This window comes from Sphingomonas sp. PP-CE-3G-477, assembly GCF_003050745.1.
GTDB lineage: Bacteria > Pseudomonadota > Alphaproteobacteria > Sphingomonadales > Sphingomonadaceae > Sphingomonas.
The window spans coordinates 1-17,189 of sequence record NZ_QAOF01000007.1 but is presented as its reverse complement, the minus strand read 5'-3'; the positions used below and the strand labels follow the sequence as shown (position 1 = coordinate 17,189).

The window sequence follows — 17,189 nt, the reverse complement described above, 5'->3', positions numbered from 1 at the left end:
AGCGTACTCGGCCGCGATCTTATCTCAACGTCGCACGTACATCATTTGTTGCTGCAGTGCAGCAAGAACGTCAGGACTCTTGCCTGATCGTGTCGCACGCTTCGGCGATCGTCGCATAGATCCGATCTAGATCGGCATCATCGATGCAATAGGGCGGCATGACGTAGACGGTGTTGCCGAGCGGGCGGAGCAGAAGGTCGCGCTCGCCGAAGAACGCGAGCAGGCGCGGGCCGATCTGCGACAGATAGCCGTCCTCGCCGCGGAGTTCGACCGCGGTGATCGTGCCGATCTGGCGCGCGTTGGCGATGCGGGGATGGTGAGCGAGAGCTCCCAGCCGCGAGGCTTGGCGTGCGGCGAGGTCGGCGATCCGCTCGCGCACAAGTTCGTCGCGCCAGATCGCGAGGTTCGCGTTGGCGGCGGCGCAGGCGATCGGGTTGGCGGTGTAGCTCGACGAGTGGAAGAACATCCGCGCACGGTCGGTGCCGTAATGCGCCTGGTAGATCGCCTCGGTCGCCATCGTCACCGCGAGTGGGACCGCGCCGCCGGTCAGGCCCTTTGACAGGCACAGGATGTCAGGCACCACGCCCGCCTGTTCGCAGGCGAGCAACGTGCCGGTGCGGCCCCAGCCGGTCATCACCTCGTCGGCGATGAACAGCACGTCGTGGCGCGTGCAGATCCGCCGCATCTCGGCAAGGATGTGCGCGGAATAGATGTGCATCCCGCCGGCGCCGAGCAGCAACGGCTCGACGATGAACGCGGCGGGATGCTCGGCGCAGGCGGCCTCCAGCGCGTCGAGCGTCGCCTGTTCGTGCCCAGCGGCGGGGAAGGGGATCGTGCCGACGTCGAACAGCAGCGGCGCGTAGGCGCGGTTGTAGACGCCGCGTGCGCCGACCGACATCGCGCCGATCGTGTCGCCGTGATAGCCGTGTTCGAGCACCAGGATGCGGTGGCGATTCTCGCCACGATCGAGCCAATAGCCGAGCGCCATCTTCAGCGCGCACTCGACGCTGGTCGAGCCCGAGTCCGAGAAGAAGACTCGCGTAAGGTCCGGCGGCATGATCGCGGTCAGTCCGCGCGCGAGGTCTTCGGCGGGCTGGTGCGTCCAGCCGGCGAAGATGATCTGGTCGAGCTTGCCCGCCTGTTCGGCGATGGCGGCCATGATCTTCGGGTTGGCGTGGCCATGTGTCGTAACCCACCAGGACGAGATCGCATCGACGATCCGCCGGCCGTCCGATGTGTAGAGCGCGGCGCCCTCGGCATGCGTAACGAGCGGGATGGGTTCGCGCAGGCCGTGTTGCGTGAAGGGGTGCCATACGGGGGAATCGGTCACTGGAACGCCTTCAGGTCGAAGTTCGCAGCGAACGCCTCGGCCAGGGTGGCGGCGTTTAGTGGATCGAGGCGGGGCAGGCGGCCGAGCCGGCGGACTTTCCCGAGCGTGGCGATCGTCGCCTCGCTATCCTCGACCGCGTCGCCGACGAAGGCGATGCCGAGAATCGGTACGCTGCGGCTGCGCAAGGCCTCGATCGAGAGCAGGCTGTGGTTGATCGTCCCGAGCCCGGTGCGCGCGACTAGCACGACCGGCTTGTTCCACCGCGCGAACAGGTCTGCGAAGATCAGGTCTCGTGTGACGGGGACCATCACGCCGCCTGCGCCTTCGACGATCAGGGGGCCATCGACTTCGGGTAGCGCAAGCCGGTCCGGATCGATCGTCACGTGGTCGATCTCGGCGGCGAGATGCGGCGAGCATGGGGTCGTCAGCCGGTATGCTTCAGGCAAGACGTGGTCCGCGGGCACGCCGAGCGTTACGACCGAGGCTGCGTCGCTGCCGTCCGCAAGCCCCGCCTGCACCGGCTTCCAATATCGCGCGCCGAGTGCCGCGGTGAGCCCGGCGGCGAACACGGTCTTGCCGATATCGGTGTCCGTTCCGGTAACGACGATGGTCATTGTAGCGCCTCTCCCATAACCTTTCCCAAAGCCTCAATGTCAGCAACCGCCGCGTTCAGCGTCAGCGAAATGCGCAGTCGCGACGTCCCCTCGGGCACGGTCGGCGGCCGTATCCCGCGCACGTCGAACCCAGCCGCCTGGATTGCACCGGCGACCCGCATCGTCCGCGCGGCGTCCCCCAGCACTAGCGGCAGGATCTGCGACCCCGTCGCCGCGACGCCGTACGGGGCGAGCACGCGCTCCGCCGTGGCAACCAACGTCCAGAGCTTCCCCCGCCGTGCCGGTTCGTCTGCGATGATGCGGAGGGCTTCCCCGACCGCCAGCGCCATAAGCGGTGATGGCGCGGTCGAGAAGATGAACCCGCGCCCGCGATTGACGATGAACTCGCGCATGACCGCCGGCCCGCACAACAGCGCGCCCTCGCAGCCCAGCGCCTTGCCGCAGGTTCGCAAGCTGATGACGTTCTCGCGCCCGTCGAGTCCCTCGGCCAGTCCGCGGCCATCGGTGCCGAACACGCCCGTGGCATGTGCTTCGTCGATCAGCAGGATCGCATCGTGTCGATCGGCAATCTCGGCCAACGCGGCCAGCGGTGCGCGGTCGCCATCCATGCTGTAGAGGCTCTCGACCGCGATCCAGGCGCGGCCGGTGCCACCCGATCTGCGCCAGTCGAGGATCGCATCCTCGAACGCGTTAGCGTCGTTATGCGCAGCGGCGACGAAGGTGGCGCGCGTCAGTCGCATGCCCTCATGCGCGCTCGCGTGGATCAGCGCGTCGTGGACGATCAGGTCGCCGCGTTGCGGCAGCGTCGCGAACAATATCGTGTTCGCGACGTAACCGCTGGCGAAGAACAACGCCGTCACGGTACCGAAGAAGGTGGCGGCGTCCGCTTCGAGCGCCTCGTGCTCGGGTGCATTGCCACGGAGCAACCGCGACCCCCCGGAGCCGACCGGGACGCCGCGTCGCAGGGCATCGACCATGGCGCCGCGCAGTCGGTCCGACCCGGCCAGCCCGAGATAGTCGTTCGATGCGAAGTCGACGCCCTGTCGCGGGCGAAGCGATCGGTACCGGTCCGCTGCGGCCAGCGCGGCGAGGTCTCGTTCCTGAGCGGCGAACATCATCGCGACGCCCTAACCGCAACGCGCGGCGAAGACGATCCCCGCTAGGTGATCGCGTTACCCTGCCTTCAACACCGCGATGAATCCGGCCGCCCGTGCGCCGACGTCGTCTGCGGTCATGCCTGGCGCATACAGCGCCGAGCCCAGACCGAAGCCCGCGGCGCCGGCGGTGCGCCATTCCGCCATGCGTTCGGGTGTGATCCCGCCGACCGGCAACACGCGCGTATCCTTGGGGAGAACCGCGCGCATCGCCTTGAGCACAGCCGGGCTCGCGGCCTCGGCGGGGAACAGCTTCAGCGCGGCGGCACCGGCCTCGAGCGCGGCGAACGCCTCGGTCGGGGTGGCAATGCCGGGGAGCGCGACATAGCCGCGCTCCGCCGCCGCCGCGATCACGTGCACATTGGCGTTGGGGGCGATGATCAGCGTGCCGCCAGCCGCGCCGACGGCCTCGACGTCCTCGACCCGCAAGACCGTGCCTGCACCGACGACCGCACGTCCCTCGAGCCTGCGCGCCAGCCGCGCGATGCTGTCGAGCGGATCGGGCGAGTTCATCGGCACTTCGAGGATCGTGAAGCCGGCATCGACCAGCGCTTCGCCGATCGCCTCGACCTCGTTGGGCTTCACCCCGCGCAGGATCGCGATCAGCGGGCATTTCGCGAAGGCGTCGTCGAAGGCTTGGCGGTGAGGGGACAAGCGGGGTGTGGTCATGCGGCGAGATCCTGGATGCGGGTGATGCCGGCCACGAACGCGGCCTGACTGTCTATATGGTGCGACGTGCCGCCGAGCGCATCGATCGCGCTGGCATAGAGTGCGCCGAGTGACGGGTCGGCGAGGATGTGGACGGTCGCGCCGGGTTCGATCCGCGCGGCAGTATCCGCGCCGATCAGCAGGCCGCTGGCGAACGAGGCGGCGTGGGCGTCGTCGGCGATCCCGAGCACACCGCGCGCCCGGATCGCGAACAGGCTGGCGGCGAGATCGCGCTGAGCCCCCTCCGCGACGCCTTCGAGGAAAGCTGCGCCCGGCTCGACCGGATGGCCGAGCTGGCGCGAAAGCACGCCGTGTGCGCGGAGCAGCGCGAAGAGTTCGCCGGTCATCGCGGTGGTGAACCGGGCGATCCTGCCGCCCTCGACGGACGCCCATTTGCAATGCGTGCCGGGCTGGCAGAGCATCGCGTCCATTGGTACGAGGTCCGCCGCAACCGCGCCGAGCAACTGGACCTCCTCGCCGCGCATCACGTCGGCATGAAGTCCGTCGCGGTACGATAGGCCCGGCACGATCGCGGTACGGTCGTCGATCCGATCGAGCGCGGCGGCGACTTCGGCAAGACCCGCGGGCGCGGCGACATAGGGAACGCTCCGCCAGCCGATGTTCGACCCGACCATTCCCGCCAGCAGCACCGGCAGGTCGCCGAGCCGGTCGCGGATCCCGGCGACTTCGGCCTCGTAGTCGCCGGCCGCGACGTTCGCAGCGCCGCGATCGTCGCGTTCGGTCGCGACGACCTCGCCGTCCTCGATCCGGAACGCGCGGCGGTTGGTCGTGCCCCAGTCGACCGCGATAAACGAACCCATACTCACCACCATGTTGCGTACAAAGCGACGAGGATCATCACCACGCCGACCGCTGCGATATTGAACCCCCGCGTCGTCGTATAGTCGACGTCGCGCGTGACGATCCGGTTGGCCTCGCTCGATTGCGGGCGGACCAGCGAGGCGACCACCGCGAGCACCAGCGCGATCACGAACGCGATCAGCATCCGGTTCATGAACGGAATTTCGGGCGCGGCGTATTTCAGCAGGAGCGAGATCGCGAACGATGCGACCGCGGCGATCAACGCGCCCGCCTCGGTCGCGCGCTTCCAGAACAGCCCGAGCATGAAGATCACGACGATGCCGGGCGTGAAGAAACCGGTATATTCCTGGATATACTGGAACGCCTGGTCCGACTTGCCGAGCAACGGCCGCGCGGTGATCATCGCCAGCAGGATCGCGACCGCGGCGGCGATCCGCCCGACCTTGACGAGGTTACGCTCGACCGCGGGATCCGAGACCTTGGTCGAACCATCCTCGGCGATCGACGTCGCGCCGCGACGCTTGGCGTAGAGATCGAGCGTGAAGATCGTCGCGATCGAGTTGATCTTCGATGCGGTCGACGCGACGATCGCGGCGATCAGCGCGGCGAACACCAGCCCGAGCAGGCCGGGGGGCAGCAGCCGCATCATCGTCGGATACGCCTGGTCCGGCTTGGCGAGATCGGGCGCGAGGATCACCGCGGCGATCCCCGGCAGGACGATCACGAGCGGCATCAGCAGCTTCAGGAAGGCCGCGAACACGATGCCCTTCTGCGCCTCGCCGAGCGACTTGGCGGCGAGCGCGCGCTGGATGATGTACTGGTTGAAGCCCCAGTAGCTGAGGTTTGCGATCCACATGCCGCCGACCAGCACCGAGATGCCCGGCAAATCCTTGTAGAACGCATTGTCCTTCGACAGGATCATGTGGAAATGCTCGGGCGCCTGGCTGGTCAGCCGGTAGAAGCCGCCGATCATGCCGGTGTCGCCGCCGAGTTCGCGCAACGCCAGAGCGGAGACGATCAGCCCGCCGACGACCAGCAGCGTCACCTGGACGATGTCGGTGAGCGCGACTGCCTTCAGCCCGCCCTTTAACTGATACAGGAGCGCGAACAGGCCGAGCCCGATCAGCGCGACGTCCTGGTTGATCCCGGCGACCTGGTTGACCGCGATCGAGCCAAGCCAGATGATCGAGGTGAGGTTCACGAACACGTACAGGCCGAGCCAGAACACCGCCATCAGCGTGCGGATCGACGGGCCGTAGCGCTGTTCGAGGAACTGCGGCATCGTGTAGATCTCGTTGCGCAGGAAGATCGGCAGGAAGAACTTGCCGACGATCAGCAGCGTCAGCGCCGCCATCCATTCGTACGAGGCGATCGCGAGGCCGATCGCATAGCCCGAGCCGGCCATGCCGACGATCTGCTCGGCGGAGATGTTGGCGGCGATCAGCGACGCACCGATCGCCCACCACGGCAGCGATTTCGAGGCGAGGAAATAGTCCGAACTGTCCTTCGCCTTGCCGCCCTTGTCGCGCGACACCCATTGCGCGAGGCCGAATATGCCGATCGCGTAGACGATGACGACGACCAGATCGATGCCGGACAGGCTCATGCGCGTTCCTCTTCCACCCGGTTCGCGTGCGGTTCGCCCGGTGCGAGGATATTTATACGACAATTGTGCATTGTCTAGCGTAACGCTTGGATACGTGACAGCAAGGCGATGTTGCGCCAGAACTCGTGCAGATGGCTACCGAAATCACAGACACCGAAATCAATCCGGTCGGCGCGGTTGCAGGACGCAACCTGACGCATGGCATGCTCGACACGCTGGGTCGTGCGATCGTGACGGGGCGGTATGAAAGCCGGCCGTTCCCGACCGAGGCGGAGATCGCCAAGACGCACGGCGTCAGCAGGTCGGTGACGCGCGAGGCGGTCAAGATGCTGACCGCGAAAGGCCTCGTCAGCGCGCGGCCGCGGCAGGGGACGGTGGTGCAGCCCGCGAGCGCCTGGAACCTGTTCGACACCGACGTGCTGCGCTGGACGCTGGAGCGGAAATTCTCGGTCGAACTGTTGCGGCATTTCAACCAGTTGCGCGTGGCGATCGAGCCCGAGGCGGCGGCGTTGGCAGCGCGGTACGGCGATGCGGCCGATATCCAGGCGATCCGCAGTGGGCTGGAGCAGATGGAGGCGGGCGAGTCGGGGCTGACCGACCCGCTGGAGGCCGATATCGCGTTCCATGTCGCGATCATGCGCGCGTCGAAGAACCCGTTCTACGCGCAGTTCCAGTCGGTGGTGTCGACGGCGCTGCGGACCTCGATCCGCTTCACCAACCGGATCAAGGGACGCTCGGCCAACATCGCCGATCACGCCGCGGTGGCGGACGCGATCATCGCGCGCGATCCCGCGGCCGCGAAGGTGGCGATGGCGCGGATCATCGGCGACGTGCTGACGATGATCGGGGAGGAATAAGGGGCGGCAGCGTTTGAACCTCCCCCTTGCGGGGGAGGATTGAGAGCCCGTTGACCGCGCACGAGGTGTCCTCAATGGCTATCGCGTGGCAGACCCTTCTCGGCGATGCGCTGATACTTGACCGCGCTCTCGATCACCGCGCCGCCGTCGAACTGGCCGACGATGTTGCGGTGGATCTCCTGCCACGGGGTCTGCGATACCGGGAAGAAATAGCCGTCCGCGTCCACTGCCGCGCGTCGCCGCGCGAGTTCGGCGTCGTCGACCAGCATGTCCGCCCGGTTGGCGCGCAGGTCGATGCGGATGCGGTCGCCGGTCTGGAGCAGCGCGAGATTGCCGCCCGCCGCCGCCTCGGGCGAGGCGTTGAGGATCGACGGACTGCCGCTCGTCCCCGACTGACGCCCGTCGCCGAGGCAGGGCAGCGCGTGGATGCCCGCGCGGATCAGCGCCGCGGGTGGGCGCATGTTGACGACCTCCGCGCCGCCCGGATACCCGATCGGCCCGGTGCCGCGCATTACCAGGATACAGCTCTCGTCGATGCCCAGCGCGGGGTCGTCGATCCGCTTGTGATAATCCTCCGGTCCGTCGAACACGACCGCGGTCGCCTCGAACGCCTCGGGATCGTCGGGATTGCTGAGGTACATCTCGCGAAACTGGTCCGAGACGACGCTGAGCTTCATCACCGCCGCATCGAACATGTTGCCGCGCAGGACGGTCAGCCCCGCATTGGCGAGCAGCGGCGCATCGAGCAGGCGGATGACGTCGACGTCGCGAGTTGTCTGGCCGCCGATATTCTCCTCGACGGTCTTGCCGTTCACAGTCAGCGCGGAGCCGTCGATCATGCCCTTCGCCAGCAACTGTCCCATCACCGCGGGGACGCCGCCGGCACGGTAGAAATCCTCGCCGAGATACTCGCCGGCCGGCTGGAGATTGACGATGAACGGCACGTCGGCGCCGTGGTTCTCCCAATCCTCCAGCGTCAGCTCGATGCCGACATGGCGCGCGATTGCGTTCAGGTGAATGGGCGCGTTGGTCGATCCGCCGATCGCCGAATTGACGCGGATCGCGTTGAGGAACGCCTGCCGCGTGAGCACGTCGGAGGGGCGGCGGTTGGCGGCGACCATCTCGACGATCCGGCGGCCCGTTTCCCACGAACATTCCTGGCGATCGCGGTGCGGCGCGGGGATCGCGGCCGAGCCCGGCAACGACATGCCGAGCGCCTCGCACAGCGAGTTCATCGTGGTTGCGGTACCCATCGTGTTGCAGAACCCGGTCGACGGTGCCGACGACGCGACCAGCGCGATGAAGCCCTTATAGTCGATCTCGCCCGCCGCGAGCAGCTCGCGCGCCTTCCACACGATCGTGCCCGAGCCGGTGCGCTGGCCGTTGTAGTTGCCGTTGAGCATCGGGCCGACGGAGAGCGCGATCGCCGGAATGTTGACCGTCGCCGCGGCCATCAGGCAGGCGGGCGTCGTCTTGTCGCAGCCGATCGTCAGCACGACGCCGTCGATCGGATAGCCGTGCAATACCTCGACCAGGCTCAGATAGGCGAGGTTGCGGTCGAGCCCCGCGGTCGGGCGCTTGCCGGTTTCCTGGATCGGGTGGATCGGGAACTCGATCGGAATGCCGCCTGCGTCGCGGATGCCGTCACGGACGCGCTGCGCGAGGACGAGGTGATGGCGGTTGCACGGCGCCAGGTCGCTGCCGGTCTGCGCGATGCCGATGATCGGTCGGTCCGACTGGAGTTCCTCGAGGCTGAGCCCGTAGTTCAGATAGCGCTCGATATAAAGTGCGGTCATGTCGGGGTTGCTCGGATCGTCGAACCACGCGCGCGACCGCAATCTGCCCTGAGCAGGGTTGGCCGGTCCGTTGTCGATCAGATCCGTCATGTCATGCACTCCGATGCAAACCATTGACGCAGCAAGATTTAAAGACTCGCCCGCCACGGTCGTCGCGCTGTTGATAGCGTAGCTGCGAAACGTTACAACGAATAAGTAAGATAAATTGAGGATTCCGAATGGTCGATGAGACAGCGTCTGTGCAACCGATCCGACTGGCGATCATCGGTGTCGGCAAGATCGCGCGCGACCAGCATCTGCCGGCGATCGCGGCCGATCCGCGGTTCGAACTGGTTGCGGCGGCCAGCCGGAACGCGGTCGTCGACGGCGTGCCCAATTATCACGATATCGCCGCCTTGCTTGCGGCAGGCCATGCGCTGGATGCGGTATCGATCTGCACGCCCCCGGTCGGCCGAGCAGCCATTGCGATGGCGGCGATCGATGCCGGGCTCGACGTGATGCTGGAGAAGCCGCCCGCCGCGACGCTGTCGGAAATCGCCCGGATCGAGGCACATGCCGCCGCCGCCGGACGGACACTGTTCGCGACCTGGCATTCGCGCGAAGCCGCGGGCGTTGCGGCGGCCCGCGCGTGGCTCGCGGACCGCACCGTCGAGCGCGTAACGATCGACTGGCGCGAGGACATTCGCCGCTGGCATCCCGGGCAGGACTGGATCCTCGAAGCGGGCGGCTTCGGCGTGTTCGATCCGGGCATCAACGCGCTGTCGATCGCAACCGAGATTTTGCCGGGCGCATGGAGCGTCCAGAGCGCCGACCTGCGCGTGCCGGAAGGGCGAATGTCGCCGCTTGCCGCCGACATTCTCCTGTCCTGCGACGACGTCCCCGTCACCGCGGCGTTCGACTTCCTCCATGAGGGGCCCCAGCAATGGGATATCGTCGTCGACACCGATGCAGGCCAATTGACGTTGCGGATGGGGGGCTCCGTGCTCGAGATCGACGGGACGGTCACCGAGGCACCCGACGCGGAATATCCGCGCCTGTATGCCAAATTCAAGCGGCTCGTGCGCGCGCGGTCGAGCGATGTAGACGCGACGCCGCTGCGATTGGTGGCCGATGCGTTCCTGGTCGGGCAGCGCGAAACCGTGCCGGCGTTCGCGTGGTGATCCGGCGAACTAGCTGATCGAGGATAGGATCGCCGGAACGGGTGCACCGAGACCACGTTCATCCTAAAAATAAGGATGCGTATCGGTGCTTCAGGTAGGTCGACAGATAGAGAGTGATAGTACGACGCCGGTCATGGCGACGGCACCGATCGCGGTTGCGATCGCCGAGGCGACGTCCCGAGGCAGTCTGATCTACGTCGCCGCCGACGACCAGCGCGCGACCGGGATTGCGGCGATCGTGACCGCGCTGGCACCCGATGCGCTGGTGGTTCATCTGCCGTCGAGCGATGCGTTGCCGGGGGACGATGCGCCGGCATCGCCGGCCAATGTCGGGCGCAGGGTCGCGGCGTTGCGCCGGTTGCGCGCGGGGTCCGAGGACAAGACCGGTCCGATCTTGGTGGTGACCACGGCCGAGGCGACGGCGGTACGCTATCCGCCGCCGGCGATGTTCGACGCCGCGCCGCCGCGGCTCGCAGTCGGCGATACGATCGACGTCGACTCGTTTGCGGTCGTCGCCACGGATATCGGGTATCAGAATGACGACCGTGTCGACGAACCCGGCGAGATCGCGGTTCGGGGCGGCGTCATCGACGTATTTCCCGCCGATCGCGAGAACCCCGTCCGGATCGAGTTCGCCGAAGACCGTATCACCGCCCTGCGCGAATACGATCCGGTCTCGCAACTCGGCTGCGACGATGTCGACGTGATCGAGATCGGCCGCGCGACCGAGCCGCTCGTCGAGAAGGGCGTGTCGATCCTGGCGCATCTGCCCGAAGCCGCGATCGCCTTCGATCGTGACGCAGAGAAGCGGCGCAATCGTTTCCTTGCCATCGCCGCGGATGGCCTGCCGCGGCGCAAGGCTGCTGCCGATCTGGTCGAGGAGAAGGCCTGGAACGGCGAAACGGCGAAACGGGAAACGCTTGCGTTCGCGGTCGCCGACGACACGCCGCCGCGGTTTGTCGAGCGCCGCGATCCCGCCCGCGCCTTCGTTCGCTTCGCCAAGGATGCTCTGGCCGACGGACGCCTGCTGATCGTCGGATCGCCGCGCGACCTGCGGTTCCTGCAACCGCGGCTGGAGCATGCCGCCAAGATCGCGTTCACGGTCGTCGATCGCTGGGCGGCGGTGATCGCGGCGAAACCGGGCACCGCGCTGCTTCTTGCGGCGCCCGTCGATCGCGGGTTCGTCGCGAGCGGGGCGACCGTCGTCGCGGGGGCAGACCTGCTCGGCGGCCGTGCACGAGGCGACGAGATCGCTGGCAGCGGAGCGAATGCCCTGTCGGGTCTGGCGAGCGAACTGCAATGCGGCGACGTGATCGTCCATGAAGAGTTCGGGATCGGCGTGGTTCGCGGGCTGGAGGCGTTGCCTAATGCGGGCGGCGATGCGATCGTCCTCGAATATGCCAAGGACGGCCGTCGCCTCGTCCCGGTCCTCGAAGCCGATCGTATCTGGCGCTATGGGGCGGACGCCGACGCGGTGACCCTCGATGCGCTCGATGGCTCGTCGTGGCAGAAACGTCGCGGTGCGATCGATGCCGCGATTGCCGAGAGCGCGCGGGACCTTGCTGCGATCGCGGCCGAACGCGATGCGCGCAAAACCGACCCGATCGAACCGGACCGCGCGCGCTACGAGCGCTTTGCCGCCGGTTTCGCCTTCACCGAGACGCCCGATCAGGCGCGGGCGATAGCGACGACGCTGGCGGATCTTGCCAGCGGCAAGCCGATGGACCGACTCGTGATCGGCGACGTCGGTTACGGGAAGACCGAGGTCGCCTTGCGCGCCGCCGCTGCCGTGGCGCTGGCCGGGCGGCAAGTGGCGATCGCCGCACCGACCACGGTGCTCGTCCGCCAACATATCGAGACGTTCGCCAAGCGGTTCGAAGGCACCGGGATCGCCGTCGCCGGGCTCTCGCGCCTGTCGAGCGCGGCCGAGAAGACGCGCGTCAAGGCGGGCCTTGCGGATGGCTCGATCGGGGTCGTGATCGGCACCGGCGCGATCGCCGGGAAGGGTGTCGCGTACAAGGACCTCGCGCTGGTCGTGATCGACGAGGAGCAACGCTTCGGTGCGGCCGACAAGGCGAAGCTGCATGCGCTCGGCGTGGGACACGTGCTGACGCTGAGCGCGACGCCCATTCCGCGCACGCTGCAATCCGCGATGATCGGGTTGCAGGGGCTGTCGGTGATCGCGACACCACCGGCCCGGCGGCAGCCGATACGGACGTCGGTGGCGCTGTTCGACGACGCGACCGTGCGTGCGGCGTTGCGGCGCGAGCGGGCGCGGGGTGGGCAGAGCTTCGTGGTGGTGCCGCGGATCGACGACATGGCGCCGCTCGCTGCCAAACTCGCCAAGTTGGTACCAGAACTCGGTCTGGTCCAGGCACATGGCAAGATGCCCGCGGCCGATATCGACGAGGCGATGGTCGCGTTTGCCGCAGGTGACGGCGATGTGCTGCTCGCCACCAACATCATCGAGGCAGGGCTCGACGTGCCGCGCGCGAACACGATGATCGTCCACCACGCGGACCGATTCGGCCTATCGCAGCTCCACCAGTTGCGCGGCCGCGTGGGGCGCAGCGGACGGCGCGGGCAGGTGATGCTGCTGACAGACGGTGAGGCGACGATCGCCGAGGCCACGCTGAAGCGACTCCGGACGCTCCAAGCGTTCGACCGACTGGGGGCGGGGTTTGCGATCAGTGCGCGCGATCTCGACCTGCGCGGGGCGGGCGATCTGGTCGGCGAGGCGCAGGCCGGGCACATGAAGCTGATCGGCATCGACCTGTACCAGCATCTGTTCGGTCGCGCGCTGCGCCTCGCGCGCGTCGAACGCGACGGCGGCGAGATCGTCGACGATTGGGTGCCCGAACTGCATCTCGAAATGGGCGGGATATTGCCCGAGGCGTGGATTCCCGAAATGGAGATGCGTTTGTCGCTCTACGGACGGCTCGCCCGGCTGGAAGATGTCGCGGCGCTCGACCTGTTCGAGGCCGAGCTCGACGATCGGTTCGGCAAGACCCCCGACGCGGCACGCAACCTGTTGCAGGTCGCGCGGATACGCATGCTGGCGCGTTCGGCAGGTATCCGGCGGATCGATGCCGGCCCTGCGGCGATCGCCTTCACGCCACAGGTTCGCGGGGCGGCGAAACCGATCGATGATCTGGTCGAGAAGAACGGTCGATGGATTGCGGCGGAGGGCATCGCCGACCCGATCGCACGCGCGAGCCGAATCGAGGAACTGCTGGATGCGGTGATCGGGTAGGCGGCGGCTAGTCCGCTCTGACTACTCGGCCGCTGCCGCGAGTGGGATCGAAAGCGCCTCGTCGGCTAGCGCGGCGAGGATCGAGCGCACCAGATCGACGACCCGCGGAAAGCCTGCGCCGGGCGCATGCAGCTTGCGGTCGAGGTAGAGCGTACGATCGAGTTCGAGCTGGATCGCGTGGATACCCGCGGCAGGGCGCGCATGGCGTTCAAGGATATGGCCGCCTGCATAGGGCGCGTTGATCGCGGTCGAAAAACCTCGCGCGACGCATTCGTCCTCGACCCGCGAGACGAACCGCGCGGCGGCGGCATGGCCGAACCGGTCGCCGAGCACGATCCGGGTGCCGCCGGGGCCGAGTTGCGGCATCGAATGGACGTCGAGCAGTACCGCCACGCCGAATCGCGCTTGCGCCGCTGCCAGCGCCGCGGCGAGCGCTGCGTGATAGGGGCGATGATCGTTGGCGATCCGTGCGGTCACCTCGGCATCGGTGAACCGCCGCGCCCAGAGGTCGCCTGCACCGGAGGCTCGCCGCGGCACGAGCCCGAGACCGCTCCGCAGCTTGGCGGTTTGTTGCATGGGCGGAAGCGACCGCGCGCCCTCGTCGAGCAGAGGGTCACGCTCATCCTCACTGCGGTTGAGATCGATCCAGGCACGGGCACGCGTCTGCACGATCGTCGTCTGGTCGGTACGCGCGGCGCGCGCGACGGCATCGACCAGCCGATCCTCGAGCGGCAGCAACCCCGACAGCGGCACGCGCAACGCGGTCTTCAGCGCGAGCGGATAGTCTCGGCCCGCATGCGGCACGGACATCACCACCGGGCTTACGGGCGGCATTGCGCCCAGGCGCTCGAACGGGGATGCATGCATGGCAATACGCTAGAGCGCTCACACGGTGCAGGCAATCGACCTGGAAATGTTAACCAGTTTGTGGCTAGGAGCGGGACCAGCATATGCGTGTAAAAACGGGACTTTAGATCGATGTTGCGAATTCTGCTGGCCGAGGACGATCAGGTCATGCGCGAGTATCTGACTCGGGCGCTCGAACGCTCCGGCTATGCCGTGACCGCGGTCGACCGTGGGACGGCGGCGATTCCCTTGCTCGAAACCGAGACGTTCGACCTGCTGCTGACCGATATCGTCATGCCCGAGATGGACGGCATCGAACTGGCGCAGAAGGCCGGCGAGATGTGCGCGGACCTGCGCGTGATGTTCATCACCGGCTTTGCGGCGGTCACGTTGAAGGCCGGGCGGGCGATGCCGCAGGCGCGCGTGCTGTCCAAGCCGTTCCACCTGCGCGACCTGGTCGCCGAGGTCGATCGGCTGTTCGAGATGGATAATGTGACGGGTATGCATTGAGGGCTTGCACGCCGCGAAGACCGCGGCTAGTGGAGCCCTCCGGCGGGCGTGTAGCTCAGTGGTAGAGCACTGTGTTGACATCGCAGGGGTCGCAAGTTCAATCCTTGCCACGCCCACCATAGAAAGCCCTGGTAGCTCAATGAGTTACCAGGGCTTTTTTGTTGGGCGGGTTCCAGAAGAATTCTTTTTCCGCGGTAAAACTGCGGTGAGCCTCGCTGTTCCTGCGACCTGCTGAACGGGGCTCGCCAAAGCGGTCGTCGACGATCGCCCCGCAGGGTAGCAGCACGGCAGTCCGCCCAAGCGGAACGAACGCCGGAGGGCATCCGTATATAAGAATGACAACCGGCATTCTGCATCTCAGCCTGATGGAGGACGACGAGATCGATCTCGACGTCGCTGCACTCCAGCTTGCGGCTCTGGACCATCCCGGTATGGATCTCGACGGCTACATGGACGAGCTAGATGTGATGGCCGCAAGCCTTGTCGCCGTCAGTGCGGCACCCATGTCGACGGTCAGGCAAGCGGACGTTCTAGGGTCAGGACCCATTGATGTGAGAGGCGCGATCTGATTCAGGCTCCGTGAGGAGAGCGTGGATGAGCGACCTGTACTGGCTGACGGATGAGCAGATGGCGCGTCTGCAACCGTTCTTTCCCAAGAGCCATGGCAAGCCTCGGGTCGATGATCGGCGGGTGCTCAGCGGCATCGTTTTCGTCAATCGCAACGGGCTACGCTGGTGTGATGCGCCGAAGGACTATGGGCCGCACAAGACGCTCTACAATCGCTGGAAGCGGTGGGGCGAGAGGGGTGTCTTCTTGCGCATGATGGAGGGGCTCGCGGCAGCGGAAGCCGTACCGAAAACGGTCATGATCGACGCGACCTACCTGAAGGCACACCGCACGGCATCGAGTCTGCGGGTAAAAAAGGGGATCTCGGCCGCCTGATCGGCCGCACGAAAGGCGGCATGAACACCAAGCTGCACGCCGTCAGCGATGCGGATGGGCGGCCCTTGAGCTTCTTCATGACCGCCGGGCAGGTCAGCGACTACACCGGCGCGGCAGCCTTGCTCGACGATCTGCCGAAAGCACAGTGGCTGCTTGGCGACCGTGGTTATGACGCCGATTGGTTCAGGGACGCCCTGGAAGCCAAGGGCATCCAGCCCTGCATCCCGGGCCGCAGATCGCGCAACGAGCCGGTCAGATACGACAAGCGCCGCTACCGGCGCCGCAGCCGCATCGAGATCATGTTCGGCCGTCTGAAGGATTGGCGCCGCGTCGCCACTCGCTACGACCGCTGCCCAACCGTCTTCTTCTCTGCCGTCGCGCTCGCGGCCACTGTCATCTTCTGGCTATGACCAATGAGTCCTGACCCTAGGCGGTCCGCTGACTGAGGCGCTGGCAACGCCGGGATCAAGTCGATGTGCGGCGCGACGTCGGATCACACCGTCTCAGCCGGATGGCCCTCTGCTTTCTCAATGCCGCAGCTTCAAAGGAAGGGTGATTCACCATGTGGGCGTATCTTCTTGGCCTCATGCCGACGGCACGGGGCTTCTTCGCCATTCTGGTCGCCGGGGTCGTCGGCGAACTGCTCTTCGGCCGCTGGGGCGGACTCGTCCCCGTCGCGCTGGCGATCGCCTCGTTCGTGCGGCCTGGCATCAGCATGTGGCTGGAGAGCATCCTCTTCGCCATACGTTTTTTCGGCCTGGCGGGGGCGGTCTTCCAGTTCGTCCTCACGCCGCTCGCCACCGGTGGCGTACAGAATCCTGCGTTGGGTGGCGTGATGCTCGCGTTCGGCGTCGCCGCCCATCTCAGGATCAGGGCGCTAACCAGGTCGGGGCGCATCTGCCCGGCGGCGCTCGGCACGACCGCGCAGCCTCGTGACGGAGAGATGGGACGATGAACGGCTTCGGACCATCGGGCGGTCTCCTGCTTCTGAGTGCCTGGCTCCTGTCGGGTAATGGTCGTACCGGGGTGAAGGAAACCCCCGCGATCACGAACTTCGGGACAATCCGTCCAGCCGATCTCGATCGTGCCTGGATGCGCGGGGCCGGGTGTGCATGGATGGACCGTAAGGGCGGTCCGATCCGCTTCGTTGCGATTGACGATCAAGCTATGGTCAAAATGGGTGGGCAACTACGCATGTTGGGTCCTGCTGCCGACGGGTCGGCCATGTTCCCGTTTACGCATGATCGCTGGGTTGGAGACGGGATCGCCATCGCAGTCGTTCGGCACGGCTCGGTTGAGGGACGTGGCGAGTCGAGTATTCAGGCGGCGTCCCTGATTGCGACCGTGGCGGGTCGGGCGTCGAGGGTGAAGGGCGTTGCGGATTCCTGTGATGGCGCGCAGCCAATCTCGTATGATGGCGCGCAGCGTTCCTGGATAATCGCGATCAGTTGCGGTCACCCGGTCGACATGGGTTGGGTGTCAGTTTCGTGAGGCAGGGTCAATCGCCGATGGACGCTTTGGTGCGCCGCAGGCTGTCCCCTTCGAGTTCGACGCGGTGAGCGTTGTGAAGGAGGCGGTCCAAGATCGCGTC

Annotated in this window: 17 protein-coding genes and 1 tRNA gene; 9 read left to right on the top strand and 9 right to left on the bottom strand. The window is 66.7% G+C overall.

Annotation, left to right across the window (positions count from 1 at the left end):
- Positions 1 to 70 precede the first annotated feature (70 nt).
- Genes C8J45_RS13805 through C8J45_RS13780 form a run of 6 tightly spaced genes read right to left on the bottom strand, consistent with a single transcriptional unit; the run spans position 71 to position 6,234 of the window.
- Entirely contained in the window at positions 71 to 1,330 is a 1,260-nt protein-coding gene (locus C8J45_RS13805; protein ID WP_107963743.1) for an adenosylmethionine--8-amino-7-oxononanoate transaminase, read from the bottom strand.
- Entirely contained in the window at positions 1,327 to 1,944 is a 618-nt protein-coding gene (gene bioD / locus C8J45_RS13800) for a dethiobiotin synthase (RefSeq protein ID WP_107963742.1), read from the bottom strand. Before bioD ends, C8J45_RS13805 begins: the two co-directional genes overlap by 4 nt.
- Positions 1,941 to 3,062 carry an 8-amino-7-oxononanoate synthase gene (locus C8J45_RS13795; RefSeq protein WP_107963741.1) on the bottom strand — a complete coding sequence of 374 codons (1,122 nt, stop codon included), beginning with the start codon at positions 3,060 to 3,062 and terminating at the stop codon, positions 1,941 to 1,943. Before C8J45_RS13795 ends, bioD begins: the two co-directional genes overlap by 4 nt.
- A 54-nt stretch (positions 3,063 to 3,116) precedes the next feature.
- On the bottom strand, positions 3,117 to 3,767 hold the full coding sequence (locus tag C8J45_RS13790; protein WP_107963740.1) for a 2-dehydro-3-deoxy-6-phosphogalactonate aldolase: 651 nt from the start codon (positions 3,765 to 3,767) through the stop codon (positions 3,117 to 3,119).
- On the bottom strand, positions 3,764 to 4,627 hold the full coding sequence (locus tag C8J45_RS13785) for a 2-dehydro-3-deoxygalactonokinase (protein WP_258191456.1): 864 nt from the start codon (positions 4,625 to 4,627) through the stop codon (positions 3,764 to 3,766). The genes C8J45_RS13790 and C8J45_RS13785 overlap by 4 nt, the downstream gene beginning before the upstream one ends.
- A 2-nt stretch (positions 4,628 to 4,629) precedes the next feature.
- Positions 4,630 to 6,234, bottom strand: a complete 1,605-nt coding sequence (locus C8J45_RS13780; RefSeq protein WP_107963738.1) for a sodium/sugar symporter — start codon at positions 6,232 to 6,234, stop codon at positions 4,630 to 4,632.
- 131 nt (positions 6,235 to 6,365) lie between these two features.
- On the opposite strand from C8J45_RS13780, the gene C8J45_RS13775 reads away from it, so the two are divergent.
- Positions 6,366 to 7,091 (top strand): FadR/GntR family transcriptional regulator, encoded by a 726-nt coding sequence (locus C8J45_RS13775; RefSeq protein ID WP_107963737.1) that lies wholly within the window; start codon positions 6,366 to 6,368, stop codon positions 7,089 to 7,091.
- A gap of 71 nt (positions 7,092 to 7,162) precedes the next feature.
- Here the strand turns inward: C8J45_RS13775 and C8J45_RS13770 are convergent, their stop codons facing one another.
- Positions 7,163 to 8,977, bottom strand: coding sequence for an IlvD/Edd family dehydratase (locus tag C8J45_RS13770; RefSeq protein ID WP_107963736.1), 1,815 nt, complete (start codon positions 8,975 to 8,977; stop codon positions 7,163 to 7,165).
- 128 nt (positions 8,978 to 9,105) lie between these two features.
- Here C8J45_RS13770 and C8J45_RS13765 point away from each other — a divergent pair, with 128 nt between their 5' ends.
- The gene (locus C8J45_RS13765; RefSeq protein WP_107963735.1) at positions 9,106 to 10,047 is read left to right on the top strand and encodes a Gfo/Idh/MocA family oxidoreductase; all 942 of its coding nucleotides are present in this window, start codon (positions 9,106 to 9,108) and stop codon (positions 10,045 to 10,047) included.
- Positions 10,048 to 10,180: 133 nt separating this feature from the next.
- Positions 10,181 to 13,300 (top strand): TRCF domain-containing protein, encoded by a 3,120-nt coding sequence (locus C8J45_RS13760; protein WP_107963734.1) that lies wholly within the window; start codon positions 10,181 to 10,183, stop codon positions 13,298 to 13,300.
- Between the two features lie 21 nt (positions 13,301 to 13,321).
- On the opposite strand, the gene C8J45_RS13755 is transcribed toward C8J45_RS13760, so the two are convergent.
- Entirely contained in the window at positions 13,322 to 14,167 is an 846-nt protein-coding gene (locus C8J45_RS13755; RefSeq protein WP_107963733.1) for an N-formylglutamate amidohydrolase, read from the bottom strand.
- A gap of 111 nt (positions 14,168 to 14,278) precedes the next feature.
- Between C8J45_RS13755 and cpdR the strand changes: the two genes are divergently transcribed.
- From cpdR to C8J45_RS13725, 6 genes are all read left to right on the top strand, one after another.
- Positions 14,279 to 14,656: a cell cycle two-component system response regulator CpdR gene (gene cpdR / locus C8J45_RS13750; protein ID WP_056065257.1), complete on the top strand. Its 378-nt coding sequence runs from the start codon at positions 14,279 to 14,281 to the stop codon at positions 14,654 to 14,656.
- Between the two features lie 44 nt (positions 14,657 to 14,700).
- A tRNA-Val gene (locus C8J45_RS13745) sits at positions 14,701 to 14,775 on the top strand.
- A 216-nt stretch (positions 14,776 to 14,991) separates the two neighbouring features.
- Positions 14,992 to 15,225 carry a hypothetical protein gene (locus tag C8J45_RS13740; protein WP_107963732.1) on the top strand — a complete coding sequence of 78 codons (234 nt, stop codon included), beginning with the start codon at positions 14,992 to 14,994 and terminating at the stop codon, positions 15,223 to 15,225.
- 25 nt (positions 15,226 to 15,250) lie between these two features.
- Positions 15,251 to 16,008 (top strand): IS5 family transposase gene (locus tag C8J45_RS13735; RefSeq protein WP_107963731.1). Its coding sequence is split into 2 segments (ribosomal slippage): positions 15,251 to 15,584 and positions 15,584 to 16,008, totalling 759 coding nucleotides; the frame shifts between segments, so codons are not numbered across the junction.
- A 152-nt stretch (positions 16,009 to 16,160) separates the two neighbouring features.
- Entirely contained in the window at positions 16,161 to 16,553 is a 393-nt protein-coding gene (locus tag C8J45_RS13730) for a hypothetical protein (protein WP_107963730.1), read from the top strand.
- Positions 16,550 to 17,089: a hypothetical protein gene (locus C8J45_RS13725; RefSeq protein WP_146168626.1), complete on the top strand. Its 540-nt coding sequence runs from the start codon at positions 16,550 to 16,552 to the stop codon at positions 17,087 to 17,089. Before C8J45_RS13730 ends, C8J45_RS13725 begins: the two co-directional genes overlap by 4 nt.
- 7 nt (positions 17,090 to 17,096) lie before the next feature.
- Here the strand turns inward: C8J45_RS13725 and C8J45_RS13720 are convergent, their stop codons facing one another.
- Positions 17,097 to 17,180 (bottom strand): ATP-binding protein, encoded by an 84-nt coding sequence (locus C8J45_RS13720; protein ID WP_258191469.1) that lies wholly within the window; start codon positions 17,178 to 17,180, stop codon positions 17,097 to 17,099.
- Positions 17,181 to 17,189 lie beyond the last annotated feature (9 nt).

Coding starts and splice junctions, on each gene's coding strand:
- bioD (WP_107963742.1), bottom strand. CDS start 1,944: ATGACCATCGTCGTTACCGGAACGGACACCGATATCGGCAAGACCGTG.
- C8J45_RS13795 (WP_107963741.1), bottom strand. CDS start 3,062: ATGATGTTCGCCGCTCAGGAACGAGACCTCGCCGCGCTGGCCGCAGCG.
- C8J45_RS13790 (WP_107963740.1), bottom strand. CDS start 3,767: ATGACCACACCCCGCTTGTCCCCTCACCGCCAAGCCTTCGACGACGCC.
- C8J45_RS13785 (WP_258191456.1), bottom strand. CDS start 4,627: ATGGGTTCGTTTATCGCGGTCGACTGGGGCACGACCAACCGCCGCGCG.
- C8J45_RS13780 (WP_107963738.1), bottom strand. CDS start 6,234: ATGAGCCTGTCCGGCATCGATCTGGTCGTCGTCATCGTCTACGCGATC.
- C8J45_RS13775 (WP_107963737.1), top strand. CDS start 6,366: ATGGCTACCGAAATCACAGACACCGAAATCAATCCGGTCGGCGCGGTT.
- C8J45_RS13770 (WP_107963736.1), bottom strand. CDS start 8,977: ATGACGGATCTGATCGACAACGGACCGGCCAACCCTGCTCAGGGCAGA.
- C8J45_RS13765 (WP_107963735.1), top strand. CDS start 9,106: ATGGTCGATGAGACAGCGTCTGTGCAACCGATCCGACTGGCGATCATC.
- C8J45_RS13760 (WP_107963734.1), top strand. CDS start 10,181: ATGGCGACGGCACCGATCGCGGTTGCGATCGCCGAGGCGACGTCCCGA.
- C8J45_RS13755 (WP_107963733.1), bottom strand. CDS start 14,167: ATGCATGCATCCCCGTTCGAGCGCCTGGGCGCAATGCCGCCCGTAAGC.
- cpdR (WP_056065257.1), top strand. CDS start 14,279: ATGTTGCGAATTCTGCTGGCCGAGGACGATCAGGTCATGCGCGAGTAT.
- C8J45_RS13740 (WP_107963732.1), top strand. CDS start 14,992: ATGACAACCGGCATTCTGCATCTCAGCCTGATGGAGGACGACGAGATC.
- C8J45_RS13730 (WP_107963730.1), top strand. CDS start 16,161: ATGTGGGCGTATCTTCTTGGCCTCATGCCGACGGCACGGGGCTTCTTC.
- C8J45_RS13725 (WP_146168626.1), top strand. CDS start 16,550: ATGAACGGCTTCGGACCATCGGGCGGTCTCCTGCTTCTGAGTGCCTGG.